This is a genomic window from Paenibacillus sp. M2, assembly GCF_046713495.1.
Taxonomy (GTDB): domain Bacteria; phylum Bacillota; class Bacilli; order Paenibacillales; family Paenibacillaceae; genus Paenibacillus; species Paenibacillus amylolyticus_B.
In genome coordinates this window covers 6,169,396-6,196,364 of the sequence record NZ_CP169648.1, presented here as the reverse complement: position 1 = coordinate 6,196,364, position 26,969 = coordinate 6,169,396, and the positions used below count along the sequence as shown (strand labels likewise).

The 26,969-nt window shown below is 46.7% G+C and carries 31 protein-coding genes; 25 read left to right on the top strand and 6 right to left on the bottom strand.

The window, feature by feature from the left end:
• Window positions 1-11 precede the first annotated feature (11 nt).
• Window positions 12-1,064, top strand: coding sequence for a magnesium transporter CorA family protein (locus ACETMN_RS28450; RefSeq protein ID WP_373419889.1), 1,053 nt, complete (start codon window positions 12-14; stop codon window positions 1,062-1,064).
• A 20-nt stretch (window positions 1,065-1,084) separates the two neighbouring features.
• On the opposite strand, the gene ACETMN_RS28445 is transcribed toward ACETMN_RS28450, so the two are convergent.
• From ACETMN_RS28445 to ACETMN_RS28430, 4 genes are all read right to left on the bottom strand, one after another.
• Window positions 1,085-1,450, bottom strand: coding sequence for a DUF5665 domain-containing protein (locus ACETMN_RS28445; protein WP_017692276.1), 366 nt, complete (start codon window positions 1,448-1,450; stop codon window positions 1,085-1,087).
• Between the two features lie 84 nt (window positions 1,451-1,534).
• Window positions 1,535-1,942, bottom strand: coding sequence for a YtxH domain-containing protein (locus tag ACETMN_RS28440; protein WP_076212649.1), 408 nt, complete (start codon window positions 1,940-1,942; stop codon window positions 1,535-1,537).
• 64 nt (window positions 1,943-2,006) lie between these two features.
• On the bottom strand, window positions 2,007-2,264 hold the full coding sequence (locus tag ACETMN_RS28435; protein ID WP_017692278.1) for a GlsB/YeaQ/YmgE family stress response membrane protein: 258 nt from the start codon (window positions 2,262-2,264) through the stop codon (window positions 2,007-2,009).
• A gap of 134 nt (window positions 2,265-2,398) precedes the next feature.
• Window positions 2,399-3,100 carry a phosphatase PAP2 family protein gene (locus tag ACETMN_RS28430; protein ID WP_411735444.1) on the bottom strand — a complete coding sequence of 234 codons (702 nt, stop codon included), beginning with the start codon at window positions 3,098-3,100 and terminating at the stop codon, window positions 2,399-2,401.
• A gap of 177 nt (window positions 3,101-3,277) precedes the next feature.
• Here ACETMN_RS28430 and ACETMN_RS28425 point away from each other — a divergent pair, with 177 nt between their 5' ends.
• Complete coding sequence (locus tag ACETMN_RS28425; RefSeq protein ID WP_091019339.1) at window positions 3,278-4,297, top strand: asparaginase; 1,020 nt, start codon at window positions 3,278-3,280, stop codon at window positions 4,295-4,297.
• A 139-nt stretch (window positions 4,298-4,436) separates the two neighbouring features.
• Entirely contained in the window at window positions 4,437-5,162 is a 726-nt protein-coding gene (locus ACETMN_RS28420; RefSeq protein ID WP_105601866.1) for a pirin family protein, read from the top strand.
• Between the two features lie 87 nt (window positions 5,163-5,249).
• Here the strand turns inward: ACETMN_RS28420 and ACETMN_RS28415 are convergent, their stop codons facing one another.
• On the bottom strand, window positions 5,250-5,474 hold the full coding sequence (locus tag ACETMN_RS28415; protein ID WP_017692283.1) for a DUF1128 domain-containing protein: 225 nt from the start codon (window positions 5,472-5,474) through the stop codon (window positions 5,250-5,252).
• A gap of 158 nt (window positions 5,475-5,632) precedes the next feature.
• On the opposite strand from ACETMN_RS28415, the gene yyaC reads away from it, so the two are divergent.
• From yyaC to ACETMN_RS28390, 5 genes are all read left to right on the top strand, one after another.
• Window positions 5,633-6,190, top strand: a complete 558-nt coding sequence (gene yyaC, locus ACETMN_RS28410; protein WP_091019342.1) for a spore protease YyaC — start codon at window positions 5,633-5,635, stop codon at window positions 6,188-6,190.
• Window positions 6,191-6,250: 60 nt separating this feature from the next.
• Complete coding sequence (locus ACETMN_RS28405) at window positions 6,251-7,042, top strand: alpha/beta fold hydrolase (protein WP_411735443.1); 792 nt, start codon at window positions 6,251-6,253, stop codon at window positions 7,040-7,042.
• A gap of 260 nt (window positions 7,043-7,302) precedes the next feature.
• On the top strand, window positions 7,303-8,007 hold the full coding sequence (locus tag ACETMN_RS28400; RefSeq protein WP_411735442.1) for a DUF6483 family protein: 705 nt from the start codon (window positions 7,303-7,305) through the stop codon (window positions 8,005-8,007).
• 95 nt (window positions 8,008-8,102) lie between these two features.
• A complete protein-coding gene (locus ACETMN_RS28395; RefSeq protein WP_091019347.1) occupies window positions 8,103-9,350 on the top strand; it encodes a class I SAM-dependent methyltransferase in 1,248 nt (415 codons plus the stop codon).
• A 194-nt stretch (window positions 9,351-9,544) separates the two neighbouring features.
• Window positions 9,545-12,127, top strand: a complete 2,583-nt coding sequence (locus ACETMN_RS28390; protein WP_411735441.1) for an O-antigen ligase family protein — start codon at window positions 9,545-9,547, stop codon at window positions 12,125-12,127.
• Window positions 12,128-12,557: 430 nt separating this feature from the next.
• Here ACETMN_RS28390 and ACETMN_RS28385 read toward each other — a convergent pair whose 3' ends face one another.
• Window positions 12,558-12,905, bottom strand: a complete 348-nt coding sequence (locus tag ACETMN_RS28385; protein ID WP_091019351.1) for a dehydrogenase — start codon at window positions 12,903-12,905, stop codon at window positions 12,558-12,560.
• A 160-nt stretch (window positions 12,906-13,065) separates the two neighbouring features.
• Here ACETMN_RS28385 and ACETMN_RS28380 point away from each other — a divergent pair, with 160 nt between their 5' ends.
• The 17 genes from ACETMN_RS28380 to ACETMN_RS28300 all read left to right on the top strand — a co-directional run bounded on the left by ACETMN_RS28380 (window position 13,066) and on the right by ACETMN_RS28300 (window position 26,808).
• Window positions 13,066-13,680: a DedA family protein gene (locus ACETMN_RS28380; RefSeq protein WP_091019353.1), complete on the top strand. Its 615-nt coding sequence runs from the start codon at window positions 13,066-13,068 to the stop codon at window positions 13,678-13,680.
• Window positions 13,681-13,682: 2 nt separating this feature from the next.
• Window positions 13,683-14,252: a thioredoxin family protein gene (locus tag ACETMN_RS28375; protein WP_017692292.1), complete on the top strand. Its 570-nt coding sequence runs from the start codon at window positions 13,683-13,685 to the stop codon at window positions 14,250-14,252.
• 6 nt (window positions 14,253-14,258) lie between these two features.
• On the top strand, window positions 14,259-14,891 hold the full coding sequence (locus ACETMN_RS28370) for an MBL fold metallo-hydrolase (protein WP_192136478.1): 633 nt from the start codon (window positions 14,259-14,261) through the stop codon (window positions 14,889-14,891).
• A 573-nt stretch (window positions 14,892-15,464) separates the two neighbouring features.
• Window positions 15,465-15,710: a hypothetical protein gene (locus tag ACETMN_RS28365; RefSeq protein ID WP_411735440.1), complete on the top strand. Its 246-nt coding sequence runs from the start codon at window positions 15,465-15,467 to the stop codon at window positions 15,708-15,710.
• A 103-nt stretch (window positions 15,711-15,813) separates the two neighbouring features.
• Window positions 15,814-16,344, top strand: coding sequence for an RNA polymerase sigma factor SigY (gene sigY / locus ACETMN_RS28360; protein WP_411735439.1), 531 nt, complete (start codon window positions 15,814-15,816; stop codon window positions 16,342-16,344).
• A 2-nt stretch (window positions 16,345-16,346) separates the two neighbouring features.
• On the top strand, window positions 16,347-16,682 hold the full coding sequence (locus ACETMN_RS28355; RefSeq protein WP_149846802.1) for a YxlC family protein: 336 nt from the start codon (window positions 16,347-16,349) through the stop codon (window positions 16,680-16,682).
• Window positions 16,675-16,905: a hypothetical protein gene (locus tag ACETMN_RS28350; RefSeq protein WP_179198630.1), complete on the top strand. Its 231-nt coding sequence runs from the start codon at window positions 16,675-16,677 to the stop codon at window positions 16,903-16,905. Before ACETMN_RS28355 ends, ACETMN_RS28350 begins: the two co-directional genes overlap by 8 nt.
• A 132-nt stretch (window positions 16,906-17,037) precedes the next feature.
• Window positions 17,038-17,421, top strand: coding sequence for a hypothetical protein (locus ACETMN_RS28345; RefSeq protein WP_024631336.1), 384 nt, complete (start codon window positions 17,038-17,040; stop codon window positions 17,419-17,421).
• Between the two features lie 205 nt (window positions 17,422-17,626).
• Window positions 17,627-17,914 (top strand): Asp-tRNA(Asn)/Glu-tRNA(Gln) amidotransferase subunit GatC, encoded by a 288-nt coding sequence (gene gatC / locus ACETMN_RS28340; RefSeq protein WP_036607033.1) that lies wholly within the window; start codon window positions 17,627-17,629, stop codon window positions 17,912-17,914.
• 27 nt (window positions 17,915-17,941) lie between these two features.
• Entirely contained in the window at window positions 17,942-19,399 is a 1,458-nt protein-coding gene (gene gatA / locus ACETMN_RS28335; RefSeq protein WP_036667997.1) for an Asp-tRNA(Asn)/Glu-tRNA(Gln) amidotransferase subunit GatA, read from the top strand.
• 26 nt (window positions 19,400-19,425) lie between these two features.
• Entirely contained in the window at window positions 19,426-20,865 is a 1,440-nt protein-coding gene (gene gatB, locus ACETMN_RS28330; protein WP_149846799.1) for an Asp-tRNA(Asn)/Glu-tRNA(Gln) amidotransferase subunit GatB, read from the top strand.
• 96 nt (window positions 20,866-20,961) lie between these two features.
• Window positions 20,962-21,426: a GNAT family N-acetyltransferase gene (locus ACETMN_RS28325; protein ID WP_036607041.1), complete on the top strand. Its 465-nt coding sequence runs from the start codon at window positions 20,962-20,964 to the stop codon at window positions 21,424-21,426.
• 32 nt (window positions 21,427-21,458) lie between these two features.
• The gene (locus ACETMN_RS28320; RefSeq protein WP_017692302.1) at window positions 21,459-22,169 is read left to right on the top strand and encodes an MgtC/SapB family protein; all 711 of its coding nucleotides are present in this window, start codon (window positions 21,459-21,461) and stop codon (window positions 22,167-22,169) included.
• A 147-nt stretch (window positions 22,170-22,316) separates the two neighbouring features.
• On the top strand, window positions 22,317-22,910 hold the full coding sequence (locus tag ACETMN_RS28315) for a hypothetical protein (RefSeq protein ID WP_074096431.1): 594 nt from the start codon (window positions 22,317-22,319) through the stop codon (window positions 22,908-22,910).
• A gap of 26 nt (window positions 22,911-22,936) precedes the next feature.
• The gene (locus ACETMN_RS28310) at window positions 22,937-24,346 is read left to right on the top strand and encodes a DUF4097 family beta strand repeat-containing protein (protein WP_411735438.1); all 1,410 of its coding nucleotides are present in this window, start codon (window positions 22,937-22,939) and stop codon (window positions 24,344-24,346) included.
• 167 nt (window positions 24,347-24,513) lie between these two features.
• Window positions 24,514-24,936 (top strand): peroxide-responsive transcriptional repressor PerR, encoded by a 423-nt coding sequence (gene perR / locus ACETMN_RS28305; RefSeq protein WP_026081471.1) that lies wholly within the window; start codon window positions 24,514-24,516, stop codon window positions 24,934-24,936.
• Window positions 24,937-25,077: 141 nt separating this feature from the next.
• The gene (locus ACETMN_RS28300; protein ID WP_411735437.1) at window positions 25,078-26,808 is read left to right on the top strand and encodes a glycosyl hydrolase family 18 protein; all 1,731 of its coding nucleotides are present in this window, start codon (window positions 25,078-25,080) and stop codon (window positions 26,806-26,808) included.
• Window positions 26,809-26,969 lie beyond the last annotated feature (161 nt).

Sequence of the window (26,969 nt, the reverse complement as noted above, 5' to 3'; positions counted from 1 at the left end):
CAATGAAGAACATGAGTGCAGGAGTGGATAAAGTGATTGTGAACCAAATCAAGTTGGAAGCTCGCCGTGACAAGTTATCTTGCTCAAATAATTGGCAATGGTGGGATTGGGTTGCACCTGACACCGATAGTATGAACGATGCTTTGGAAGAGCTGACAGAGGCGTTTCCGGATATGCGGTATTGGCTTTATAAAATTCCGGAAGTAGAATCGAATTATTTGTCCGTCCGTTTCGTGAATGGTAAAGAACCAGTCATATTTGGTTCATTGTTGTATGCGATCAAGAATGAGAGAGATGACAAAAGAAAAGATAATCAGATGTTCTTTTATGTCGATCGTAATAACCTGGTTACCTTGAATATGGATGACAATACACGAGGTATTATGAAGACGGATGAACGTGCCCATATGTTACAGCAATGTAGTGAGGCCAGGGACGGGATGTTTGTACTCTTTCGAGCTATACTGCATTACTACCATGTGGGAATGGATCATTTTGAGATGAACCTGCGTGATCTGGAACGGAAGATGGAATCTCGCAATGCACGCACCTTGATGGACCAGATTCTCGCCGCTCGATTTGAATTATTGTATTGGAGTAATCTGTTCATCCCTTACTCGGAACTGATGGCTGCTTCACATGAGGCTTACCTTGATGAAATAAATGAAAATCGATATTTCAAGCAGCTCCAACATCGAGTAGAGCGAATGGAACGTTTGTTTAGTCACTACGAGAAAGAGATTGATACGTTAATCTCCATTGATAATGCGATCTCCGGTGTACGTGGCAATGAGATCATGAAGACGTTGACCATTGTCACTGCTGTGTTCATACCCGCCACGGCAGCTGGTGCGATATGGGGGATGAACTTTGAGAACCTGCCCTTTATCGACAAATCATGGGGAGTTGTACTGGTCCTTGTTGTCATTATCTTAAGCATGATCAGCATGTATGTATGGCTGATGATGAAAGGCTGGACAGGAGATCTGCTCAAAGTGAAATCCTCACAGCCTTCAGCTGAAGAGATAGAGAAAAAAGGAGCTACGGAAAAACGTAAGGGATAGCCTACTATTGGTTAGTCCTCTTAGTTTTTGTAATCTTCAATATAACCAAGCAAGTCAGCGATATATTGGCCCACAATAGGCATATTCACAAATTGGCTGAGAATGAATGCCAGCAAACCGAGAACAACAAAGGTACCCACAGTCAGACCGAGACCTCGTGCCATGCCCGCTGTGAAATTGGTAATAATCCGCTTTTTGGGACTGCTATAATTCTCAATAATATCCTTGATCTGTGCTCTCTCCAGACTGTCCGCAATCTGGTCCAAACGGGTGTTTAATCGCTTTACCTCATGACGCAATTCAAAAGGATGCTCGCTTGTATCATACTGCTGTGCTGGTGTTCCTCCTGTAATTGGAGTATTACCGTTGATTGTAACTTTACTCATATTATTTGTCCTCCTCAACTCTCATTGGATAAAAAATAGCCAGCTGGAGTGCAGCTGGCTATTGGTCACTCGATCTGTATCGCCTTACAGGCTAGTCGAGTTAAGTTCTTTACGTGCATCTTCCTTCGCTTCAACGGAAGCGGCAGCCACTTCATCAGATGCACGGGATGCTTCGTTAGCCACATCAGCGGACGCTTTTCTCACAGAGTCCATTACATCATTGCGGCCTTGATTTACCGTTTTTGCAATATCGGAAGTTTTGGAAGAGACCGTTTTAGCCAGTTCAGTGGCTTTGTCACTTACAACAGTTGCCACTTCTTTGGTGCGGTCAGTAACGATGCCCACTTTCTCGGAAAGGTCACCACGCAATTCACGTCCCGGTTTAGGCGCAAAGAGTAGTGCTGCTGCAGCTCCCAGCAAACCCCCGATGAAAATGCCTTTTGCGAAAGTTGAACCCGTCTGTACAGGATATTGCTCTTCTGCTTTATTCATGTCTAATCACTCCTTCTTCAATTTAAGAAACAAATACGAAACAACGAACACCTTGTTGCCCGAATCAGGCAGCCTGTCTTAGCAGTCTGGACACAAGCCCCAGCAAGAAAACAAAGAGCGCTGTACCAATGATGGCAGGGATGATGGCAAAGTTACCGATAACGGGTCCCCAGTTACCAAGCAAAAGTGCTCCCAGCCAGGCTCCGGCAAATCCTGCAATCATTGCACCGATTATGCCTCCAGGCATGTTGTGACCGGCAAGTGCATCTCCGATCAAACCGATGATGACAGCCATCACAATGCTGATAATGATGCCCCACATAACAACCGCCTCCTTTAAACTTGATGTAGGATGTTGTCTGTTCGCGTTTGCTTACTTCGTATATAAACCTCGTGCAACCCTGTGAAACAATAAAGATGAGGATGAATGAACTGGAAATCAGAGGAATTCATTCTTTAGCGGCTTTGTTTAATGCCCTTAACCATGCAGAAGATCCATGCCAATCCAGCAGAAAATCCAGTAAATACATCCGTAGGATAATGAACACCCAACATGATCCGGCTAAGGCCGATCAAGAAAATAAAACTAATACCACATAGAACAGGAAGGCACACACCGGAATATTTATGTTGTTGTCGTTCCAAGGCCCAGATTACAAAGAGCATGCCGTAAAAGCCCATGGAGATCATGGCATGTCCGCTGGGAAAGCTGTACCCGTGAACGACCAACAGATGATCCAGTTCAGGTCTGCTTCGTCTGAAGAATTCCTTCAATAACGTGTTCAGAATCCACATCATGGCAAAACTTCCCGTGAGCGCATATCCATATACAACAAACCTGGGACTGCGTTGCATGAAGAAAAGAAGAGCGAAACCTCCTGCGGCTACAGCAGAGATTTTGAAAGAACCCAGTGCGGTTATGAATGCAGTGTAAGGGAATAGATGAAGACGTGAATCTGAATTCAGATAAAATAATTGCTGAATTTGATCATCCAGACGAATAATAACATCAGCACCCAACCAGGCACCCAGACCTGCCAGGATGAATACAACCGATGCGCTGAGGGCCAGACCAGCCAAACTCCAGTTGAGGAGTGGACGTAATAACGTACCGGAATTTGAACTGAATGAGGCTGGTGAATACGTTTTGCGCGGCATAATGAGTTTCTCCTTCAGTTATTGTAGTAGATGAACATAGATGATAAAGCTATACCCGAAACGCCTGTCGAAAAAACTGTAAAAACGTCGCTTTTGTACTATACTATTTAAGATATCCCATGCGGCGTCGTGACGCAAAGCAGAGATGAAATCGGGAGCACAAAGGAGAGAACTCGCATGGAGAGTGCCTTGTTAATTAAAGAATACCGTGCAGGCGTTATGGAATGCGCCCATTACGGACACATAAGTATTACGGATGAGTATGGCCGAATTGTATACTCGGCTGGTGACCCTCATTTTAGAGCGTTCACTCGCTCATCTGCCAAACCTTTTCAAGCCATTCCAGGTATTCGGGCAGGAATTGCCAGTCACTATGGCCTATCCGCACAGGAGATTGCCATTATGTCCTCTTCGCATCGTTCAGAACCGGAACACATTCGGGTGCTGGAGCAGTTATCTGGTAAGATCGGATTGGGAGAAGAATGCTTAATCTGTGCACCAAGCTATCCGCTTAATGAAGAAAGCCGTAATCAATGGTTACGTGGACAAGGAGAGAAACGGCGCATCTTACACAACTGCTCCGGAAAACATCTGGGAATTCTAGGGTACAGTCAGATGAAGCAGGTTGACCTGGGTAGTTACGCTGAACCGGATCATCCGGTACAACGAGAAATTCTTGAAACCTTTGCCGACCTGGCAGGTATTGAGGAAAAAGAGATTGAGCTTGGGACGGATGGCTGCGGCTTTCCGGTATTTTCTTTGCCGTTGTCGGCATTGTCGAACGCTTATCTGAAGCTCGCTTGTCCGGATCTTATCGCTGATCCTTCCACAAGAACAGCTGTAGAGACCATAACATCAGCTATGAATGAACATCCGTTGATGGTAGGTGGCACGGAGCGTGTAGATTCAGTGCTGCTGGAAGACGATAACATTGTAGCGAAGGGTGGATTCAAGGGGGTATTCGGATTTGGTCTGAAAAAAGAAAGACTGGGAATCACCTTCAAGGTGCTTGATGGTTCCGAGGAAGAGTGGGCTTTCATCACCCAATCCATCCTAAGACAGATTGGTTATTCCAATGAGAGAACCATTGCACGATTGGCTGAAGTGTTCCCTTCGGACATCCGAAATGATGCGGGTACCGTTGTAGGTCATGCAGATAGTGAGTTCATTCTCCACTCACTTGAAGATAGCGTATAACCTTAAGAAGGGGCGTGATTAGAGTTGCCGGACCTCGGGTAAAGATGACATACCAACTGGTATTCATCTATACAATTCATATACACGCATGGACTGCCGCGGTAATGTGGCAGCTCTAAACCCTTGGAGGTGGATGAACATGATTAAAGTGGTGACATCGGAAGAAAGGCACACGTCGGATCGAGGTTGGATACACAGTGAATTTAGCTTTTCGTTTGCGGATTATGATGATCCAAGCAACGCCCATTTTGGCTGTCTGTTGGCTCATAATGAAAACACGCTGATGCCGCAAGAAGGCTTTAAGAAACATCCACATCATGATCTTGAACTTGTCAGTTATGTCATTTCGGGCACACTCAAACATACGGATAGTATGGGAACAGAACAATTGCTTGAACCGGGTACGGTCCAGGTGATGAGTGCGGGGACGGGAGTGGAACACTCCGAGACCAATCCGTCAGCGGATGAACCGGTACGTTTCCTCCAGATGTGGTTTTTGCCATCGGAGCGTATGCTGAAACCTTCCTATATGAATCGGAGAATAGAGCCGCAGGAGCACTTGAATCGTCTATGTCCGATTGTATCCGGGCAAGGGGGAGAGGGAAGCGAAGGCGCATTGCCTATTTCCCAGGATGTAACCTGTTACCTCTCCCATTTGGAGTCCGGGAAAAAGTTGATGTACCCGCAACACGAAGATCGACGGACACATCTTTTTCTGATCAGTGGGCATGTAGAGATTCATTGTTCGGATGGTAACTTCAACCTCAAGCCGGGCGATGCCGCACGAATTCGCAAAAGCTGTGATCTGCAAATCACGAGCACAGACAGTGAACCTGCCGAATTTGTTTTGGTTGACCTGCCTTAAGGATGTATTCCTTAAAAGAGTCTGGAAATATAAACATGTGAAAAAGGACCTGTTCCCACGGTGATGTGGAAACAGGTCCTTTTTTTACTAAGATTTACGAAGATTACCCAGTTCCGAAGCGACAGCTTCCACTTCAGAAATACTGAGATGTTCCTTGCTCAAAATCATTTCATACAGGTCAAACAGATCTTCATATTTCTCAAGTGGGAATGAAGAAGCTTGCATGGCGGCACCGCTCGCCATACGAAGTTTGGTTTTGATCGCTTCAATCATATATTCCATATTGGCTGCTGTTGCTTGTGTTAAATCCATCGTTAAATTCATCCCTTCCGTATCGGAAACTCTTGTTATTGTATCATGATTGGAAGTGCTCAGGCCAATGCTTTTGCGGGGAAACCAAGCATCGGTTACAATGATGGATACAACAACCGGTTTTCATGGAAACCTGAGTGTACTGGAGGGAATACAGCTTGGCAGCGTATAAGCGAGAAATGGTTCGCCATCAAGGAAGAGAAGTCCGCAAAGGCGTGCCTGCAGAGAATCTGGTCTTATTTTTCAAAAACATCGTTCAACTTCACGCTCCAGATGAAATCACGTTTGTCTGCATCGGTACTGATCGTTCCACTGGGGATGCTCTGGGTCCACTGACCGGAAGTATACTGCAAGAGAATGGAATAGGTAACGTGATAGGCACGCTGCCTTCCCCTTGTGATGCAGATACGCTGGAGAAGAAATTGGTACTTATTCCTGTACACCATGCCATCATAGCGATTGATGCGTGTCTGGGTCCCAAGAATGCCGTAGGTACATATTATCTCTCGAATAACCCACTCATTCCAGCTCAATCGGTTGGAGGCAAGCTACCCCCTGTCGGACAATACAGTGTAGCAGCTGTGGTTAATGCCAATGGACCAAGGCCCTATTCCATTTTGCAGATGACCTCGCTCCACTTGGTCATGGAGATGTCCCGAACGATTGCAGACGCCGCAATTGAAGCATGGAAATGGAGACAAACGTTTCATTCATGAGATGTAGGCTTAATAATATACAACCTGAATTATTTAATTCGCGCAGAGAGAGGGATTCATATGGAAAAAGTGATGTGTGATGGAACGACGATTTGTTATGCCGAACAAGGTAAGGGAGAAGCACTCATTTTGCTCCACGGATACTGTGGCAGTTCATCATATTGGGATGAGGTCGTACCTGAACTGGCACGAAGCTATCGCTGTATCGTACCTGATCTGCGTGGACACGGAAAAACAGATGCACCTGTAGGAAGTTATACCATCGAACAGATGGGCAACGATGTATTACAGTTGATGGATGAGTTGAATGTGGAAAAAGCGGTCCTTTTGGGACACTCGATGGGTGGATACATTGCGCTCTCGATTGCGCAACGTCACCCGGAGCGTTTGAATGGATTTGGTCTGATTCATTCGACAGCCTGCCCGGACAGTGAAGAAGCCAAAGAGAAACGCCTTCGTGCCGTTTCCACCATTCAAACCGAAGGTATCGTGAATTTTGTAGATGGACTGGTTCCCGGGCTGTTTGCACCGGAACATGTGGAATCGTTATCTAAGCACGTAACACGTGTGAAGGAAATTGGTTACCAGACTGCCCCTCAAGGTGCTGTTGGTGCTGCGCTTGCTATGCGTGAACGCCCGGATCGCCGCGATGTGTTGTCCGCCACACCTTTACCTGTATTGCTGGTAGCGGGAGAGAAGGATGCTGTTATCCCGCCAGAACGTACATTTACAAGTGACAAGCCACATATCGTGCAAGCCGTAATTGCGGGTGCAGGTCATATGAGCATGTATGAAGCTCCTGAAGAGTTAATTCAGGTCATTAAACAATTTATGGCTGGATTATCGAAGTAATTGATGAAGTGATTTATGTTGATTTTATTAAAATATAGTTTGGTTTCTGGATGATTCAACCTCTTGTGGAGGAGGGGTATCCAGTTCCATTTCAACTTAACCCCTGCAATGTCCCTTTTGGATAGGCAGGGGTTTAGTGTGTTCATGGACAGAGCTTAGACGCGTGTGTCTTGTTTTTGGCTTTTTGTCATGGCATGAATTAAAATAAATATAAAGGAACGATAGGATGTATAGGGTCGAATGATGAGGGGGCATACAGCATGTTCAGAAAAGATTATCTGCTCCGCATGATGGAGGAAATGACTGAAGCAATTGGCAAAGTGTTCACGCTCAAACAGCAACGTAAGCACACCGAGGCATTGTCTGAACTGGATGAGATGATGCGCAGGCAATTTGGGTTGAACTTATCGCTATTGAACTCGTTGCCAGCAGAGGATGTTATTGAAATGTTCCGTTTTCGCGGAATGATTGAAGTGGACAATCTGCAGCATGCCGCCAGGCTGATTGAAGAAGAGGCCTATATTTATCAAGAGAAGGCCAAAGTGGAAGGCATCGATGATCAGGAGAGAATGGACGCAGAGGATGATGCTGTCATTCGATTGATGAGGTCAATTCATTTTTACCTGTATGCATTGAATCATGGCGCTAATCCCAAGTTATTAGACGCACCGGAACGGGTTGAGGGTGTGTTGGGGCTTACGAAAGAATATGAACTCCCTGCTCGAACCGAAAGACAGCTTGCCCTGTATCGTGAACAACAAGGGCGTTATGACCAGGCAGAGAACAGTTGGTACAGATTGCTACATCTTGGTGCTGAATTCCCGGTGAGCTACCGAAATGATGTACAGGCGTTCTACGAAAGGTTGAGCCAACTCACGGATGAACAGCTGGAGCAGGGCGGTTTGCCACGTAACGAAGTTGAAGAAGGATTAGCTGAACTAAGTCGTCAAGAGATGAGCTCCTAAATATGGATAGGATCAAGGCCTGTTACATGCCTTTACTTGGAGAGGGAACGGAATTGTGGTATGGTAACGGTTGACCAAACCAAACCGAAAGTGAGATGTACCCCGTGGATTCATTGCGAAAGCTTATACAAGACATCTTTGAACAGAATTCGCTGATTACAGCGACCTGGAGCCAGCTGCGCAGACGGGACAATGTCTCGTATACCAAAGTGCAAGTCAAGCCGGTGACACTGAAGAATCAGCTGCATTATCAATTTGCATTCCATTATAACAACAAAGTGCTGCACGAGAATTTGACTCCGGCTGAAGCGGCTGAGCGCATGACTTTGTTATGTGAAGAGACGTTTCGTCAAGGCCTGCTCTGTACGACCGAGGCAGACTATCAAATTTTGATCAGCAAAAAATATAAAGTATCGATTCTGACTAAATCTGCTTCCAAAACTGCGGTGGATCTGTCGCATAATCGCAAGAAGCAATATGTATTGGAAGAGGGAGTACCCGTATCGTTCCTCGTTGAACTTGGTATTATGAACGAAGAAGGTCGTGTGCTGGCCCGCAAGTATGACAAGTTCAGACAGATCAACCGTTTCCTCGAAATGGTGCAGGATGTCATTCCCCATCTTCCGGAAGGACGTCCACTGACCATCGTTGACTTTGGTTGCGGCAAGTCTTATCTGACTTTTGCGTTATATCATTATCTGTCTGTGCAACAACGTCGTTCACTCAAGATTATTGGGTTGGACTTAAAGGCAGATGTCATTGAACACTGTAATGATCTGGCTAATCGATTGCATTATGGTGATTTGAAGTTTCTGGTTGGAGACATCGCGGACTACGATGAATTAAATGAAGTGGATATGGTTGTCACGCTTCATGCCTGTGACACAGCTACCGATGCTGCTTTGGAGAAAGCAGTTCGTTGGGGGGCTTCTGTGATTCTGTCTGTTCCTTGCTGTCAGCATGAACTGTTTGATCAAGTAGAGGCTTCCGTGATGAATCCGTTATTGTCCCATGGTATCCTCAAGGAACGTTTTTCCGCTCTGGCTACGGATGGGATTCGTGCCAAGTTGCTTGATCTGATGGGATACAAGACACAATTGCTTGAATTCATCGATATGGAGAATACGCCTAAAAACATATTGATCCGTGCTGTTCGTGGTCAGGCCGGCGAAGTGACGGAGATGTGGAATGAATATACGGCTTTCCGTGATTTCATTCATGCCGATCCATATTTGGAGCGGGCTTGTGCCGATTTGCTTCCTGGCGATGGCAAGCAGGCCGACGGGAAATCAAAATCGAGCAAAGAAACCGTTCAAAATTCCGCAAATTGCGACATTTGCTGAGTGTGCCAATGCCAATCCAGGGACATACTGCAATTAGGGTCCCTGAATGTAAAGTTCAATATTATGCACATACGTTGTAGCAAGCAACATCATAACTGTCAGGTATTTATCAGACAGAAGGACCCGTTATCGGGATCTTCTGTCTTTTTGTTATGCATATGGACATATGGAGCGGTGGAAGGAGGGGGATAAAGATGAAGAATAGGGCAATAGATAAGGGAGTTGTAAGGTATAAACGAGGGTATGCGGCGAATGAGAAAATGATGGAACAGGTGCTTGAACAGTCTCACCACGCAAATGATACAGAATATGTAGATAACAGGGACTTATGTAATGGGGACATTAGGGGCAGTAGAGACAGTACATATAATAGGCAAGATACATACAACAAAGATGTTACGTATAAAAAAGATGATACATATCAATTAAATGGAGTTATTCAAACCGAGGGGTCAGGTTATTTTTCTCAAAGTTTGAGGTGTAAACGTTATTCAGGATCTGGGTGGACTGTTGGGTTGGGCATACTCTCCATTGTCTTGCTGCTTGCAGGATGTCTGAGTCGGGGACTGTACTATTCGGCTGATCTGTACCCTGTTATTCTGATCGCAGCAGGAAGCACTTTGATTATGTTTTTGCTTTTCCTTGTAGGTATTCGTCCACAGAAGACGAGTGAACGAATACCTATGTCATTGGTACAGGATCGGGGGAGACTCGAACGAATCGTTGAGAAAATATTCCGATTTCCAGGGATGTGGCGGGTATTGTGGCCGCTGGGGATGATGACATGTTTTGGGCTACATGCATGGGCAGGCTCGGTGAGTAAACAGGGCAGCATGGATGAAATGCTACGGTGGAGCCTGCTTGCGATGTTTACTCTGCTCACCGCAATATTGGCTGCGCGCACGAATGGTGCACGTTGGTTAGCCTCCGGTTGGCAGATGGCAGGCGGCTTACTTGTGCTAAGTGGCATCCTTGCCGTGTGCGGGATATTGCCGCTGCCCTTCGGGGTGATGCGGACTGCTGACCCCGAGATCAGTTCCGCCGGAGCAAGGCTCGGCGGACTATTGCAGTACCCGAATGCGTACGGTGCCGTTGTTGGCATGTACGCATTGGAGCGGCTGACAGCCGCCGCGCGAGTCATAGCTCGGCCTGTACGGGCCGGGCGACTCATCGCGGCAGTGCTGCCGCTCATGCCCGCGCAAGCCGCGCTCCTGCTGAGCGAGTCGCGCGGCGCTTGGCTGGCGACCGGCTGCGCCGCGGTCGCCGCCTTTGCTTTGCAGCGGCGCGGTGCCCGCCTGCCGCTGCTGCTGGCCACGGCCGCGCCACTGGCGTGCGCAGCCTGGCTGTACCGCCAGCTGGCTGCTGCCCAGCTGGCGCCTGCACCCGTGCCCGGCCTGCTGGCACTCGCCGGGGCATGGGCAGCTGCGCTGCTCGGCACGCTGCTGCTGTGCCGTCTATGGCACAGCGGCGCCGCTAAGGCTCCGCGTACCGCTGCCCTGACGGCCATTGTGCTGGCGGGAGCCGCCGCCGCACTGATGGCCGTGGCCTCCACCGCCGAGCGCCTCGCGGCGGGTGTCGGCACTGGGGTGTCCCGCCTACAGATGTGGCGGGACGCCCTCCAGCTGTGGACCGAGGCCGCATGGCTCGGCCACGGGGGAGATACATGGCGCAACATGTTTCGCGCCATTCAATCCTCGCCTTATGTTGGAGGCGAGGTCCACAACAGCTTGCTCGATCTCGCCCTGGACACGGGCATGATCGGCATCCTGCTTGTCGCAGGGTGGTTTCTCCTCACCCTGCGAAGCATCTTTCATTTTGCATCGCAGCTCTTTCCATCCGTGCTTGTTTTTGGCCTGCATGGGGCGATGGACTTTGACTGGAGCTTTACAGTATTTTGGATGCTTTTCATCTGGCTTGGTGCTTGGGCAACTGCATTGAAGACGGAAACAGAGGGGGTCCAGCGATCCGGCGTAACAGTGAAATACACTCCCATCAGATCCAAATCGGGATCTAAATCGAGATATAAATCCAGATCCAAATCTCTTTGCTTGCGATATTTACCAACCCAATCCCGTCCATTATCTGTCCCGATGCGCTCCTTCTTTCATATTCTTCAGCGAGTAACTGCTCAGCTAATAAGGGTATCCACAGTGATGATCATCCTTTTCTGGCTTGGTGGAACAGTCTGGCTGACCTCCCGATATGCCGTAGCAGAAGTGCAGTACCGTCAGGCGATGTCTGAACCGGATGGCACTCCAGCACAGAAGGTGCATCTTATGGCTGCTTTTCAATCGAATCCGAATCGAACCGATATCGTGATATCCCTTGCACGATCTCTCCCGGGACGAGAAGCAGAATCACTCCTTTTGAACAGCTTGTCCCATTCCCCGATGCATCCTCAGATTTACATTGAACTGGGACGATTGGCAGCCCAATTCGGCGAAGGACAGCAGGCTGGAGAATATTTTGAACAAGCGATCGCATTGAATCGGTATGATGGCATTGGCCAATCCACGGCTTTGTATTGGATGGAGCAGGCAGCGCGGCGGGAATGGAAGGTAGGATATAGAGATCGAGCCCAACAGACTGCCGCCGCTGGTGTCCAGATGTATGAACGGTATCAACTGCTGGCTGAGGAAGTGGAAGCAGGAAACGTTCGCAATGATCGTCGTTTTGTACTGGAAGAACATGCTCCAGGCTATGGAGAGAACCTGCGCAGGCTTGCTTCAGCTTTTTCTCCTCCATTTACTCAAGAGTTGACCAAGCGGAGCCCTTGAATGACTGATGGATGTCAGCGTCTGAAAAGTCTGAGGGTCCAAGCTCGTTGCTCCTGGCGGATGGGTATACCCTTTTCTAAGGAACACAGGGCGTCTTATTTGTCCTTTACCTCCTCCTTTAAATTGTAAGGAACATCAGACACGTTATTTCCGGAAATTCCCTAACAAAAACCCTATAAAAGTCCAAAAATTCCGATATAACGTGTCTCAGATTCCTTAGATTTCTAAGAGTGCTTCAAATCCTTGAATAAAACACCTCAGGTTCGTTACCACTCGTGGGCTTGAGCATGAAAAATTACTCGGTGTTTATGTTCATAATCCCAGTTTATGTTCATGCTCCCCGTGGTGGTCGGCTCCATGCTCTGCTCCAACCGCAAGCCAGAGGTGCCACCGAATTCCACCGAGATCGAAGCTTTTCATTTCTCCATTCCTACAGACGATAACCGCCAAATGCATGCTGAAACGCATCTTTTAATGGTTCAACATCTACTTCCCACATCGCGGCGATCTCTGCACTGACATCCGTGTTCCACCACTCACATAATTTCTTGCGGTTGTCGCGATTCTCCCCAATCCAGAGCAGATTAGCAATCACCTTACCGTAATAATATTCTTCCGCCTGCTTCATCCGTTCGGGAGAGACATATACTTTTAGCCTTTTGGCTGTCCGGTACAATTCCTTGCTGCATGCCCGGCGAATCCCTCTGGCGGAAGGAAGGTTTTGACCGGATTGCGTATGTTTGACCGGCGGAGAACCGGGTATTGACTTGTGTGACATCTTCTCACGCTCCTCTCCCCATACCATATGCGGACTGCTACGAACGGGACACTATCCCAACCTTGTGAAGTAGCAACGTCCACAGCCCTGTGATAAAATAGGGACGAACATCCATGGTGCGGAGGGGCACCGCCAATCAGGATGGAGAAAGAGGGTTGAGATGGACTTTATTCATAACCTTGTTGGCCAATTGTTCGATTGGATTCAAAGTCTTGGCTACTTTGGAATCATGCTTGGATTAATGTTGGAAGTTATCCCAAGCGAAATTGTGCTGGCGTATGGAGGTTTTCTCGTTTCACAAGGTAATATCAACTTCTTCGGTGCTATGATTTTTGGTACGGTGGGCGGTGTGATTGCCCAGTTATTTATTTACTGGATTGGCCGTTATGGCGGCAGACCTGTACTTGAACGCTACGGTAAATACATACTCATCCAGAAAAAACACATCGACCATTCCGAGGAGTGGTTTCGCAAGTATGGTACAGGTGTCATTTTTACAGCGCGTTTTGTTCCGGTGGTAAGACATGCAATCTCCATCCCGGCTGGCATCACGAAAATGCACACAGGTAAATTCATCTTGCTTACTACACTCGCTGTTATACCTTGGACTGCATTGTTTATATATTTAGGGATGATTCTTGGAGATCAATGGAAGCATATTGATGAGAAAGCGGCACCATATGTTATGCCTATTTTGCTTGTCGCTCTCGCCCTTATGATCGTTTATGTACTTATTAAATGGATGAATGCTCGTAAAAAGAAAGGAAGTGTCTAGTCATGGGTAAACCCAACTTGTCTCACAAATTCGGTAAAGGTCTGCCACCGAAGGATTTTATCGAGAGTATGACCAAGAACCAAAGTGAATTCCAGGCCAATTATGATAGCTTTACTTGGTCGAACGAAGAGGATCGTGAGTTTTTTGAGAGTCTGAACCATCGCGATGATCTGCGTGTGTTAATTCTGGCAGCTGACTGGTGCGGGGATGTTGTCCGTAATATTCCGGTTGTGTTCCAGGCGCTTGAAATCTCAGGAATTCCAACTGAAGTTCTGATTATGGAGAACCACCCGGAAGTGATGGATGAGTTCCTGACGATGGGTGGCCGTTCCGTGCCAGTCGTTATTTTTGCAGATACAGGTGGTCATGTGTTAGGTCAGTGGGGACCTCGTCCGCAGCATGTACAGGAAGTCATGATTGAATTCAAACGCCTTAATCCGGATCGTGAGGCAGCAGATTATCAAGAAAATTTGGCTGTAGCGCGTCAAGAGATTGGTAAACGTTATGGGGAAGGAACGGAGTCACATGCGGCCATTATCCGTGAGCTGCGTGAACTGATTTCGGGTTACTAAGCCGATATGCTTAACATTCGTACGTTTACACTAGGCCCGCTTCAGACCAATGCGTATCTTCTACAAGGAGATGATCCGGGCAAAGCCGTCATTATCGATCCAGGCATGAATCCAGGGCCGCTGCTTAAAGCGATCCAAGACTTGGAGATCGAAGCCATTCTCCTCACTCATGCTCACTTTGATCATATGGGCGGGGTAGATGAGATCCGTAAATTGAAGGGATGTCCCGTTTATCTTCATGACTTGGAGAGTGACTGGCTCACCACCCCGAAATTAAATGGATCTTTGAATTGGCCGCAGGCGACACCACCCCTTTCGACAGATCCTGCTGAATATGCCATGGACGAAGGGCAGAAGCTGAATCTGATTGGTCAAACGTTTAAAGTGTTCCATACACCTGGACATTCCCCAGGCAGTGTAAGTTTGCTTTGTGATAACGACCTGTTTGCCGGTGATGTGCTGTTCCGCATGGGTGTGGGCAGAACGGACCTGACAGGAGGGCGTGAACGGGATCTGATTGATTCAATCCAGAACAAGCTTTACACCTTTGCTGATGAGGTTAAAGTATATCCGGGTCATGGTCCCAAAACGACCATTGGTTATGAGAAACAGAACAATCCTTACGTGTCCGCAAGATAATCCGACATGATATGTGAAGAAAGTCTGGACAAGTGACAACTTTTTCATTAGAATAGCAATTAGTTGTTACAAGCGTTAAGGCATCATCTAACTGAAGCATTACCAAGAAACACCCAACCTCGCGAAGCACGCAGACTGTGGTCTATACCCGGTTTGCGTTCTTTTTTTTGTTTTCAGCCCCTTTTTAACACAGAATTAGCCTTTTTTATGCTACATAGAGATGCAAGATGCGCTTTATCACAAGCCAGTTTGAGACCAATAGCAAGTTAGAAGCAAGTACAGATTGATTTAGAAATAACAAAATTCAAGAAAACAGTATATAAGTTGAACTAATCATTTACACAATAACGGAGAGGACAGAAAAAACCTGAAAAAGCGAAGCGTTCGCCTAAAAGCTTTCTGAAAGAAAGCTGCATCGGAAGCATAAGCTATCTCCGGATTTTCCCCTTCGGAAAAGGGAATCAAAAAATCTGGGGATAACAGCGATTGGAAGGTTATTCTGTCATCGTAGTGTCAATGTAAATAATCTTTAGTTCAACTTATATAGATCATGAGAGAGTGGGGAATATCAAAGTGGAGAAACCAAGAGTTATTCCGTTGAATCAGCGTGTCGATTATTCGATCATTGAAGAAAACCGTCGCATATTGGAAAGTGGGAAAAGAGAAACGGGTACTGAGCAAGCTTTAATACATAACCCTAGCGTGGCCAATGAAATGATGAAGTCTCAGCAGAATATATGGACAAGCCGTGTTTTAAGAAACGGAGCCCGTAACCAACCGTGGTTCGACAAGCTGCAAGATTACCGGAATCAAGTCTGATTGCCCGGGAAATTGTCGGGTTTTAATTTTTTTTAATTTCATTGAACGTTTTTGCAGAGTCAGTCGTATTAACTCCAGATTGAACGGAAAGCAGGTGATTTTCATGATAAAGGCAGCTGAACTCGAAGAAGTACGCAGAGCAGTATCGGGAGACGATAGCGCACTCGCAGCGTTGTTGCAACGTCACTACACGTTTGTGTATAAGTATCTTGTCAAAGTGACAATGGACGCTAACCTCGCAGAAGAGACGGTGCAGGATACGATGATTCGTTGTATGGAAAATATCCATCGATATGACGGCACGTCTGCCTTTTCATCATGGATGATCACCATTGCGACCCGGATCTATATCGATAAGATAAGACGTAAGAAGAGAGAACAGAACTGGCTTGCTCTCATCCGGGATCAGGCTGTACGTCGATTCCGCTGGCAGCTTGAGACTCGAAATGAAGAATGGACAGATGTCATGGATGCGATGACAAGACTGACACCCGAACATCGTGTTGCAGTGCTACTGAAGCATTATTATGGATACGGGTATGACGAGATCGGGGAAATGCTTGGTATTCCTGCGGGAACGGTGAAGTCACGCACAGCTTATGGTCTCCGTCAGTTAAGAAAGGAGCTGGAATAAAGATGAGCAGATCAGATGATGCACAAGAACAAGAAGTTGTAGAACGATTGCAACAACACATGAAAGTGCTGGATGATGCATTTGAGCCTACAAGTATTCCTTCTTTGGGTGCACTTGAAGCCCAAGTCAGGGGACGGAGACAGATTAGACGTCGAGCCAATTGGATCGAGATGATATGTTTCTGGTTGGTTGGATTGCTTGCCATTGTGTTCGGTACATTATTGTTCGTATCTGCTCCAGCTCTATATTTAGGTATCCAGGCTCTTGGTACAGCTGTTGCGGTGATTTTGGCTGTGATCTGGGCCGGACGGCGCCGGAAGGAGGTTCGTCATGAATAAAATGCATTATTCATTGGATGAAATTTCTCCACTATGGCTTATATTGCTTGGCATTTTTCTCCTGGTTCAGGGCACATGGATCTTTCAGGACGCACGCAGACGTGGACGTTTCCCTTGGTTATGGGGATTATGGGGGATCACCGGATTTCCCACGCCGCTGATAATATATTGGTTTGTCGTAATTCGATCACAGCGCAAGCCAGGTGCACGAAATCCGAAATAACATCATTTTAAAAATGGAAAAAAAGATTTTGCACAAATATGTTGTTTAATTCTAGTATTCCTAGACATCGTTATTCTTTTCTAGTAGACTATACAAATAAATATTAATGATAGACTACCAGGAGGTTAGACGATGCTGCGATTAGGAGAGAAGGTTGTCATCGTCGCGGATGCGTTTGAGCAGAATCTTCCTGTGGGGGAATATGGTTTCATCATCGCTTATGACCGGAATCCGGACAATGCGTTCGATTACGTGCTTCGAGTGCCGCAGGTGAACCGGAACTTTTTTGTTCCATCCGGCGACGTCGATCTGGAAGAGGTTCTGCTGAAGCAGGAAGCTGAGCGGGTCGAGCGAGAAGCGTTGATAGATTACGCCCTTGCGACACACAATGAGAAGCTGTTTCATCATTTGATGAATGGAGATTTTCAAGCTGTGGAAGAGGAAGAGGAAACCGCGAACGATGTTATGTCACAGGCGGATTTTATAAAGCAGGTTAATCTGCGTGCATGGATCTAGAATTTTAAGAGTCGGCTGATGCCGGCTCTTTTTTATTTTATAAGTTTGATTTTAGCTTCCTGGAAGCCCGTCAGGTCATTTGCATTGAATTGTCGAACTATCTCACCTATAATGAAAAAAGTTATCTTGAGACTTTAGCCCGTTAAACGAGCGATTCGTTTCAGGTCGTTTCGGGAATTAGAACGAATGAAGGAGGCATCCGCTAATGAGTATTTCGAATAATGACGTTCAGCATGTGGCCAAGCTGGCCCGGCTCAACTTGACTGCTGAAGAAGAACAGACCCTGACAGGTCAGCTGAACGCGATTTTAAAATATGCAGAAAAGCTGAATGAGCTGGATACGGAAGACATCGAACCCACCACTCACGTTCTGCACGTAAGCAATGTTATGCGTGAAGATGAGACCAAAGAAAGCCTGTCGATTGAACAGGTGATGCGCAATGCACCGGAAGAAGAAGACGGGCAGTTTAAAGTGCCTGCTGTAATGGAATAACGGATAACCGGAAGGAGGACAAAAACTGTGAGTTTATTTGAACAATCGTTGCCTGAGTTACATAACAAGCTGCATGCCAAAGAGCTGTCGGTCAGCGATCTGGTGGATCAGGCGTATCAGAACATTGGCGCGCATGATGATAAAGTTAAAGCATATTTGGCACTGGATGAAGAACAAGCACGCGCTCGTGCACGTCAACTGGATGACCGTCTGGTTAGCGGCGAGGAGAAAGGTTTGCTTTTTGGTCTGCCTGTAGGTATTAAGGATAACATCGTTACAAACGGACTGCGCACGACGTGTGGCAGCCAATTCCTTCGTAATTTCGACCCGGTGTATGACGCGACAGTTGTTGAGAAATTGAAAGCTGCGGACACCGTAACTATTGGTAAACTCAACATGGACGAATTCGCCATGGGCGGCTCCAATGAAAATTCAAGTTTCTCCCCTGTACGTAATCCATGGGCACTTGATCGTGTTCCAGGAGGCTCCAGCGGTGGTTCGGCAGCAGCTGTAGCTGCGGGAGAAGCATACTTCACGCTCGGATCAGACACAGGTGGTTCCATCAGACAACCTGCTTCGTATTGCGGTGTTGTTGGATTGAAGCCAACGTACGGACTTGTTTCCCGCTTTGGATTGGTAGCATTTGCATCATCTTTGGATCAGATTGGACCTTTGACGAAAAATGTTGAAGATTCTGCTTATGTGTTGCAAGCTATTGCCGGATATGACGCCAAAGATTCGACATCTGCAAAAGTAGAGATCCCGGATTATTTGAGCGGACTGACAGGTGATGTCAAAGGGCTTCGCATTGCTGTTCCGAAGGAATACATCGGTGAAGGCGTCGATCCACAAGTGAAAGAAACGGTTTTGTCTGCATTAAAAGTTCTTGAAGGACTCGGGGCAACATGGGAAGAAGTATCCCTTCCGCATACCGAATATGCGGTGGCTACGTATTACCTGTTGGCATCTTCAGAGGCTTCTTCAAACCTGGCTCGATTTGATGGCGTGCGTTATGGAGTGCGTGCAGACAATCCGGATAACCTGCTGGATCTGTATCATCAGTCCCGCAGTCAAGGCTTTGGTCCCGAAGTGAAACGACGTATCATGCTCGGAACGTATGCACTCAGCTCGGGTTACTATGATGCCTATTATCTGAAAGCACAGAAAGTACGTACATTGATCAAGCAGGATTTCGACAATGTATTTGCCAAATATGATGTGATTATCGGACCAACGGCGCCAACTACGGCGTTCAAACTCGGTTCACAGGTGGATGATCCACTTACGATGTATCTGAATGATATTTTGACTATTCCAGTCAATCTGGCTGGTGTACCTGCTGTTAGCATTCCATGTGGATTCTCGGATGGATTGCCTGTTGGCCTGCAGATTATCGGAAAAGCCTTTGATGAAACAACCGTATTGCGTGTAGCGCATGCGTTTGAACAAAATACAGAATTCCACAAGCAGCGTCCGCAGCTGTAGACTGCCCGGAACGGAGGAATATAGAAATGTCCGCATCTAAATATGAAACGGTCGTTGGACTTGAAGTCCACGTGGAGTTGCATACCAACTCCAAAATCTTCTGCGGCTGCTCCACAGCTTTTGGAGCTCCGCCGAATACGCATACCTGCCCGGTCTGTCTCGGACATCCGGGCGTACTGCCTGTACTGAATCGTCAGGCGGTAGACTACGCCATGAAGGCAGCGATGGCCCTCAATTGTACGATTGCTGATGTCAGCAAGTTTGACCGTAAAAACTACTTTTACCCCGACTCACCAAAAGCCTATCAAATTTCGCAATTTGATCAACCGATCGGTGAGAACGGCTGGATTGATATCGAAGTGAATGGTGAAACGAAACGAATTGGCATCACACGTCTTCACTTGGAAGAAGATGCAGGGAAGCTTACACATATCGATGGCGGATACGCGTCTTTGGTGGATTTCAACCGTGTGGGTACTCCACTGGTGGAGATTGTATCTGAACCTGAGATTTCTTCTCCGGAAGAGGCACGTGCGTATCTTGAAAAATTGCGCGCGATCATGCAGTACTGTGATGTATCGGACGTGAAGATGGAGGAAGGATCACTGCGTTGTGACGCTAACATCAGTTTGCGCCCACATGGACAGGAGAAGCTGGGAACAAGAGCTGAGCTGAAAAACATGAACTCCTTCCGTGGTGTTCAACGTGGTCTGGAATATGAACAATATCGTCAGGCTGAGATTCTGGATGATGGCGGTGAAGTGGTTCAGGAGACGCGTCGCTGGGACGAAGCTCAAGGGAAAACACTGTCGATGCGTGGCAAGGAACAGGCGCATGACTATCGTTATTTCCCGGACCCTGATCTGGTGAAGCTGCATATCGATGAAGCCTGGAAAGAGCGGATCAGAGCTACCATACCTGAGCTTCCAGACGAGCGTAAGGCTCGTTACACGGCTGATTACGGATTGCCTAGTTATGATGCAGAGGTTATTACTTCATCCAAGGCTATAGCTGATCTTTTCGAAGATAGCTTGAAATTCACTCAGGATGCCAAATCCGTATCCAACTGGATCATGGGCGACTTGCTGGGTTACCTGAATACGAGCAATCTTGAGGTGACTCAGGTCCCACTGACAGGTCAAGGTTTGGGCGAGATGATCGGACTGCTGGAGAAGGGCACCATTAACAGCAAAATCGCCAAAACGGTATTCAAGGAAATGCTGGAGAGCGGCAAGCTTCCACAGCAGATCGTTGAAGAGAAGGGTCTTGTGCAGATTAGTGATGAAGGCGCCATTCTTGCCATCGTTGAGCAGGTTGTAGCAAATAACCCTCAATCCGTGGAAGACTATAAAGCTGGTAAACAAAAAGCCATTGGCTTCCTTGTTGGTCAGGTTATGAAAGAAAGTAAAGGCAAGGCGAATCCCGCTCTAGCCAACCAACTGCTTGCAGATGTACTGAACCGCTAATCCTTCCGGTGAGGCCGGACAGAAAGAGGCTCGTCCCTGTGACAGCCTCTTTTTGGTATTGATAGATACAAATGTATTTTGGACGGGGGAACAGATATGAACATTCAACCATTGTCACTGAGTGATCTGGAGACGTTGGGACAGTTATGGAGACTACAACATGTAGCTTATCGATTGGAAGCCGAAATCATCGGATTTCAGGAGATTCCTCCTTTGATGGATACGATGGAGACACTTCGGGATTGTGGAGAGAGTTTTTATGGTTGTATCCATGATGACGGAGAGCTTATCGGGGCTGTCGCTGTAGCAGAGGAAGAGGAGAATACACTGACCATTACACGAATGATGGTGCACCCGGATCACTTTCGCAAGGGAATTGCGGCATCTTTGATGACCTATGTGTTGGAACAGCATGCGGATCTTCCGCGTTATATCGTCTCCACAGGAACGCTGAATCAACCCGCAGTGAATCTGTACACCAAATTTGGTTTTAATCCCGTGGAAGTCACACAGATTGCACCTGGAGTGGAATTAACGACTTTTCACAAGAATAAACTTTAATAATATTAACAACTTGAGGAGGAATACCGACTTTGGGCGATCCCTGGTTCATTGATGAGTGGCACATTTTATTACGATTATTGCTGGCTATGCTGCTTGGAGGGCTCGTAGGCCTGGAGCGGGAACGGTCCAATCATGCTGCCGGTTTGCGTACCCATATCCTGGTATGTCTTGGTTCCGCACTGATTATGATGTTGTCTGTTTATGGCTTTAAAGATTTTGCTAATGAATTAAATGTAAGGATCGATCCAGCCCGTCTGGCTACTGCTGTAATTACTGGTGTCGGATTCCTGGGAGCAGGGACAATTCTCTTCACGGGAAAATCCATTACCGGACTGACTACAGCAGCTTCAATCTGGGTTGTTGCAGCCATTGGGCTCGCAGCAGGTGCGGGATTCTTTTTTGCCTCTATCGTATCCACCGTTCTGGTATTACTTAATCTCTGGGTATTTAACAAATTAGAGCTAAGGTATTTACGAGGGAACAAACTGCATGTTGTTACACTTCATACCTTGTCAGAACCCGGTTTTCTCGAACAACTGTCTTCATGTATGGAGCAGGAAAAGATCAAAATTCGTAAAATTACCGTGAATGAACAAGACTTGGCTTATGCAGAGATGGTCTCGGTTGAACGTAAAATTGAGATTGTGTTACATGTTCAGGTACCGCATGATTTCCAAACGGTAGGCTTGGTATCCAAGTTAAGACAATGGGAACACGTTACCAAGGTGTCGATCGAATAAATGAATTACAACCCTCCCCAGGCCAGTAGTGCCGGAGGGTTTTTGGTCATATCCATATTTCTTCCAGTTACTCTCCTTGCTCTTTAGGGTACTATCTAACCAAATGCATGAAGAGCGGAAGGTCAGATCAGAAGAGAGGAGTATGTTATGAAACGGAGACGTCAATTGAACAAAAAGACCCGTTCAGTCCAGGCCAAACCGGTCAGAAATCGGACTCACAAGTTTATCGCGGGATTACTGAGTGCCATTATTCCTGGCCTGGGTCATATTTATCTGAGATTGTACATGAGAGGTTTGACCTTTATGCTGCTTGTTTTGCTTGATCTGTCAGCAGTGTTGTACTTCTCATCTATTGGTATACAGATCAATGTGCCATTGCTCATCTTACTGGCTTTGTGTATTCCGGTTATTTACTTTTACAATGTATATGATGTGTTGCAATCTGCAGATTGGGTCATGATGCGCAGACGTAGAGCAGTGACCCAGGCAACTTCGGACAAGCCGATAACTAATGAACGTTCTACAAGAGATGCAATGATGGTTTGGGAGAGAGGCATATCGTTTGGATTACTTCTGATTGTGGGAGGGTCTTTGATGGTGCTGTTTTTCCGCAAACCACGTTGGTTTCAAGAGCTTCTCGCCATGTACGGCGGATATTCATTTGCGGTTCTCATGATCGTAGGCGGTTTGCTTCTGTTTGGTCGTGAATTCTGGGTGATGTTGAACAAGAAAAAAATGTAGTGGAAACGATACAAGGAGGGAACGTGATGAACCGTAAAGTCCGGGTTGGCCGCTATACGGCTGCCGCCTTAATCATAGCGGTCGGTGTGCTGTTGATTTTGGATAAACGGTGGGGAACTGACTACGTATATGAGATGGTGGACTGGTGGCCATTTTTGCTCGTTGTTTTAGGTGTTGAATATATTGTGCTGTTCCTGTGGACACGCAGAAGAAGCAAGGTGCAATCGGATAACCCGAGCAATCCTGATGAGCAAATCAAAGTACGTTTCAGACCCGATGCCAAAGGCATTCTAACCTCACTGATTTTGGCAGCTTCCGTATTTATCGTCACCGAGCAGGATCACTACATGCACTTATGGAATAGAGTGAGTCTAAATCTCGGAGCGGCATCCATGGACTACAGTCAAGCGGCAGGATATATGGAGGATAAGGGCACGATTCGTGTACCTGTTCGCATGGATACGTCAGACCTGGTGGTTGAAGGTGTCAATGGAGATATCTCGGTACAACGCGGAGATACGGATGAGATTGAAGTACGGACGGTGATCTGGGTAGATCAGACGACGGAAGTACAGGCAAAGGCCGTTGCAGCAGCCTCTTTTGTAGAGGCCGATGGTACAAAAGTAATTTATATCAAAGCTACAGGCAAGACGTATGGAGACAATGAAAAAACGCAGCCACGGATGAATCTTACCATTACGATCCCGGATGATCGTCGTTTTAATCTGGATATTCGAACGTCCAATGGAGCGATATTATTAAACCGTCCGGAAGCCATTAGTACCATACTGGCCGAAACGGGTAACGGACGTATCCGGATTACCAATGCTGTTGGAGATATCTCCGGGAAAACGTTGAACGGGGATGTCATTGTAGCCAATGCCATTGGTAATGTCGATCTGGACAGTAACCGTGGAGATATGAAGGCTCGCGGTATTTCCGGCGATGTAGATCTTGCTACACAAGTGGGAAGTATCAGTATTGCCGACTCCGTTGGTGAATTCATCGCAGAGACACGCAACGGCAATATTACGCTGGATGGAGCCAATCTGGGAATCAAAGCCCAATCGCTTAATGGCAGTATTAACATCGTATCTACCAAAGTCGGAGGGGACTGGGATGTGTACAGTGCGGTGGGAGCCATTAACGTATTACTTCCTGATCGTGGAGACTACAGTCTTGCGGGTTCCAGCAGTTATGGAGATCTAAGTACGGATTTACCGTTCAAAGTACAGAATAAAACCATAGAAGGCCAGCTCGGTGAAGGCGAGTACAGGGTGAAAATTGAAGGCAACAGTGATCTCACCATTCAGAGCAACCCGGCTGTATCTACGCCTGAAACAGTTACACCTGATTCTGAAGATACGGCTGAGAATCTGGAACAGACTACCGAGGACGGACCAAATTCCCAGCAGGATTCTACAGAGGTTCCTTGACTGCCGCGTTGACAATAAACTTGTAATCGCCGTACAATAAATGTACACTGGCAAGATTACACGGCATGAAAGATGGATTGTCGTTCTTAATGGCCGGGAATCAACTCTGAGCGAGGAGACAGTAACTTACTCTTCACCAGAGAATGAAAGGTAAGGCGGTGGGTTTTATGGCAACACGTGTCCAACATGCGTTGGAGCATCTGAAAACGACCGGTGTCCGTATTACACCCCAGCGTCATGCCATATTGAACTATCTGATGGAATCCATGGGGCATCCGACAGCCGATGAAATTTACCGAGCCCTTGAACCCCAATTTCCCAGTATGAGCGTGGCAACGGTATATAATAATTTGAAGATGTTTCTGGAAGCTGGCATGGTCCGGGAATTGACATACGGAGATAATTCAAGTCGCTTCGATGCCAATGTGACGGATCATTATCATGTTATCTGTGATCAATGCGGCAAGATTGAAGACTTCAGCTATCCTTCACTCAAAAGTGTAGAGCTTCAGGCGGAGTCTAGTACAGGATTCGAAGTACACGGTCACCGATTGGAAGTATATGGCGTTTGCAAAAGTTGCAGGGATTAAGAGAGTTGAATTACAATATTAACGTGCAGAATTCAGTATGGATTCTTCACGTTTTTTTTTTAGCGATTATGCAATATGCTCATCTTTATAACAACTTATGCGCACATCCTTATGATCAGCATAATTAACGGAGGTAGACGTTTGGGTAGAAAAAGCAGATATACACGTCAGAAGCGACGTTCATTTTGGCCCGGTTTTCTCGGGGCTTGTCTGATCGCCGGGGGGGCTTACTGGCTTATAACGAATGTATGGTTGAACCAGACCCATGAAGACCCCGACTGGGTAGGAAGAAGCCAGCCTATTTTTGTAGATGGGCAACTGATGGATGGAGACGCTCTGGGTACAGGAGATCAACTCAAGTTGCCTATAGATGTTCTGCAAGAAGCGATTGATGCAGGCATACGTTATGAATCAGAATCGGGAGATATCATTATTGCCTCTCCTCAGCGAGTCCTTCATATGAAAGATGGAAGCACACAAGCAGAACTTAATCACAAAGATTATCCTATGACAGTTAAGCCGGAGGTTAAGGACGGAGAAGCCTATATTCCGCTCAAACCTTTGAAAGAAGTATATGGCATAACCGTACAGGAAGATTCAGTAACAGGTGCTGTGCTGCTGATGCGTGGTGGAGACATGATACAGTATGCAGAGATTGATACATTATCATCCAAAGCGGACAAGACCGTGCCGTTATATAAACGTGGGGGAGAATCCTCACCAATCATTGCCGATATGGAAAAGGATGCACGGATACGTGTATGGCAGACGGGTGATAAACAGAGTTTTGTTCAACTTGATAATGGATATGCCGGATATGTAGATAATGATTATATTGTCCTCACCGAGAAAAAGAAGGTGGACTTGCCTAAGTATACGCTGACTGCAGCAGAGAAGAAGTGGCAGAATAAACCTGTAAATCTGGTTTGGGAAGCCGTGTACAATCGTCAGCCTGATGTGGGCTCTATCGTTAAAATGCCTGGTGTGAATGTGGTCAGCCCCACATGGTTTCATATTACGGATGGACAGGGCACGGTGAAAAGCAAGGGAAACCAAGCTTATGTGAACTGGGCTCACCGTTCGGGTATGGAAGTATGGGGACTCATGGATAACAGCTTTGACCCGGACGTTACAAAAGAAGCAGTAGCTTCTTACGAGACACGCACTCATATTATTGAGCAGATGTTAGAGTATGCGCAGACGTATCAACTGGATGGTATTAACATCGACTTTGAGAACGTGTATACAGATGACGGGCCTAACATTACGCAATTTGTGCGCGAGATCAAGGCGATGGCACGTATACATGGATTGATGTTATCAATTGATGTAACACCGAAGTCAAACAGTGAGATGTGGTCTGCCTTTCTGGATCGCCGTGCATTAAGTTCTTTTGCAGACTATGTTATGGTGATGGCTTATGATGAACATTGGGCGGCCAGTCCCAAGGCAGGTTCGGTAGCATCTCTGCCTTGGACCGAGGCTTCCATGAGACGCATACTTGAGGAGGATGAAGTCCCTTCTAACAAGTTGATCATGGCAGTTCCGCTCTATACCCGGATCTGGACGGAAGAGACGAATGATCAGGGTGAGGTTAAAGTGTCTTCCAAAGCGGTGGGCATGAATGCCATTGTGGAGCTGATCCAAGAGAAGAAACTCAAACCTGAACTGGATCAGGCAAGTGGACAGAACTATGTGGAATATAAGGAAGACGGAGCTACCAAGAAAATATGGATCGAAGATGCCGTGTCCCTTCAGGCGCGGGTGGATTTGATTGCTTCGTTGAAACTGGGCGGAGTAGCAGCATGGAATCGGAGTTTTGCTAATGCTTCTGCATGGGAGGTATTAAAGCAGGCCGGTTACCAGAAATAAATTATTCGAACTCAGAGTGTCTGCTTGCTCCAATTTATTTTCACTAAGTTCAAAGTTTATCATTGGATACCATCATACGTGCAGTCTACCGTTTTATTGGTCTTAGAACTTATAACTTAACTTCATATTTTAGCTATTGATAACAGCAATAAGGGCTCACT

What these genes read in the sequence shown, in the direction of transcription:
- ACETMN_RS28450 (WP_373419889.1), top strand. Translation starts at nt 12, where the DNA reads ATGAGTGCAGGAGTGGATAAAGTGATTGTGAACCAAATCAAGTTGGAA.
- ACETMN_RS28445 (WP_017692276.1), bottom strand. Translation starts at nt 1,450, where the DNA reads ATGAGTAAAGTTACAATCAACGGTAATACTCCAATTACAGGAGGAACA.
- ACETMN_RS28440 (WP_076212649.1), bottom strand. Translation starts at nt 1,942, where the DNA reads ATGAATAAAGCAGAAGAGCAATATCCTGTACAGACGGGTTCAACTTTC.
- ACETMN_RS28435 (WP_017692278.1), bottom strand. Translation starts at nt 2,264, where the DNA reads ATGTGGGGCATCATTATCAGCATTGTGATGGCTGTCATCATCGGTTTG.
- ACETMN_RS28430 (WP_411735444.1), bottom strand. Translation starts at nt 3,100, where the DNA reads ATGCCGCGCAAAACGTATTCACCAGCCTCATTCAGTTCAAATTCCGGT.
- ACETMN_RS28425 (WP_091019339.1), top strand. Translation starts at nt 3,278, where the DNA reads ATGGAGAGTGCCTTGTTAATTAAAGAATACCGTGCAGGCGTTATGGAA.
- ACETMN_RS28420 (WP_105601866.1), top strand. Translation starts at nt 4,437, where the DNA reads ATGATTAAAGTGGTGACATCGGAAGAAAGGCACACGTCGGATCGAGGT.
- ACETMN_RS28415 (WP_017692283.1), bottom strand. Translation starts at nt 5,474, where the DNA reads ATGGATTTAACACAAGCAACAGCAGCCAATATGGAATATATGATTGAA.
- ACETMN_RS28405 (WP_411735443.1), top strand. Translation starts at nt 6,251, where the DNA reads ATGGAAAAAGTGATGTGTGATGGAACGACGATTTGTTATGCCGAACAA.
- ACETMN_RS28400 (WP_411735442.1), top strand. Translation starts at nt 7,303, where the DNA reads ATGTTCAGAAAAGATTATCTGCTCCGCATGATGGAGGAAATGACTGAA.
- ACETMN_RS28395 (WP_091019347.1), top strand. Translation starts at nt 8,103, where the DNA reads ATGTACCCCGTGGATTCATTGCGAAAGCTTATACAAGACATCTTTGAA.
- ACETMN_RS28390 (WP_411735441.1), top strand. Translation starts at nt 9,545, where the DNA reads ATGAAGAATAGGGCAATAGATAAGGGAGTTGTAAGGTATAAACGAGGG.
- ACETMN_RS28385 (WP_091019351.1), bottom strand. Translation starts at nt 12,905, where the DNA reads ATGTCACACAAGTCAATACCCGGTTCTCCGCCGGTCAAACATACGCAA.
- ACETMN_RS28380 (WP_091019353.1), top strand. Translation starts at nt 13,066, where the DNA reads ATGGACTTTATTCATAACCTTGTTGGCCAATTGTTCGATTGGATTCAA.
- ACETMN_RS28375 (WP_017692292.1), top strand. Translation starts at nt 13,683, where the DNA reads ATGGGTAAACCCAACTTGTCTCACAAATTCGGTAAAGGTCTGCCACCG.
- ACETMN_RS28370 (WP_192136478.1), top strand. Translation starts at nt 14,259, where the DNA reads ATGCTTAACATTCGTACGTTTACACTAGGCCCGCTTCAGACCAATGCG.
- sigY (WP_411735439.1), top strand. Translation starts at nt 15,814, where the DNA reads ATGATAAAGGCAGCTGAACTCGAAGAAGTACGCAGAGCAGTATCGGGA.
- ACETMN_RS28355 (WP_149846802.1), top strand. Translation starts at nt 16,347, where the DNA reads ATGAGCAGATCAGATGATGCACAAGAACAAGAAGTTGTAGAACGATTG.
- ACETMN_RS28350 (WP_179198630.1), top strand. Translation starts at nt 16,675, where the DNA reads ATGAATAAAATGCATTATTCATTGGATGAAATTTCTCCACTATGGCTT.
- ACETMN_RS28345 (WP_024631336.1), top strand. Translation starts at nt 17,038, where the DNA reads ATGCTGCGATTAGGAGAGAAGGTTGTCATCGTCGCGGATGCGTTTGAG.
- gatC (WP_036607033.1), top strand. Translation starts at nt 17,627, where the DNA reads ATGAGTATTTCGAATAATGACGTTCAGCATGTGGCCAAGCTGGCCCGG.
- gatB (WP_149846799.1), top strand. Translation starts at nt 19,426, where the DNA reads ATGTCCGCATCTAAATATGAAACGGTCGTTGGACTTGAAGTCCACGTG.
- ACETMN_RS28325 (WP_036607041.1), top strand. Translation starts at nt 20,962, where the DNA reads ATGAACATTCAACCATTGTCACTGAGTGATCTGGAGACGTTGGGACAG.
- ACETMN_RS28315 (WP_074096431.1), top strand. Translation starts at nt 22,317, where the DNA reads ATGAAACGGAGACGTCAATTGAACAAAAAGACCCGTTCAGTCCAGGCC.
- ACETMN_RS28310 (WP_411735438.1), top strand. Translation starts at nt 22,937, where the DNA reads ATGAACCGTAAAGTCCGGGTTGGCCGCTATACGGCTGCCGCCTTAATC.
- perR (WP_026081471.1), top strand. Translation starts at nt 24,514, where the DNA reads ATGGCAACACGTGTCCAACATGCGTTGGAGCATCTGAAAACGACCGGT.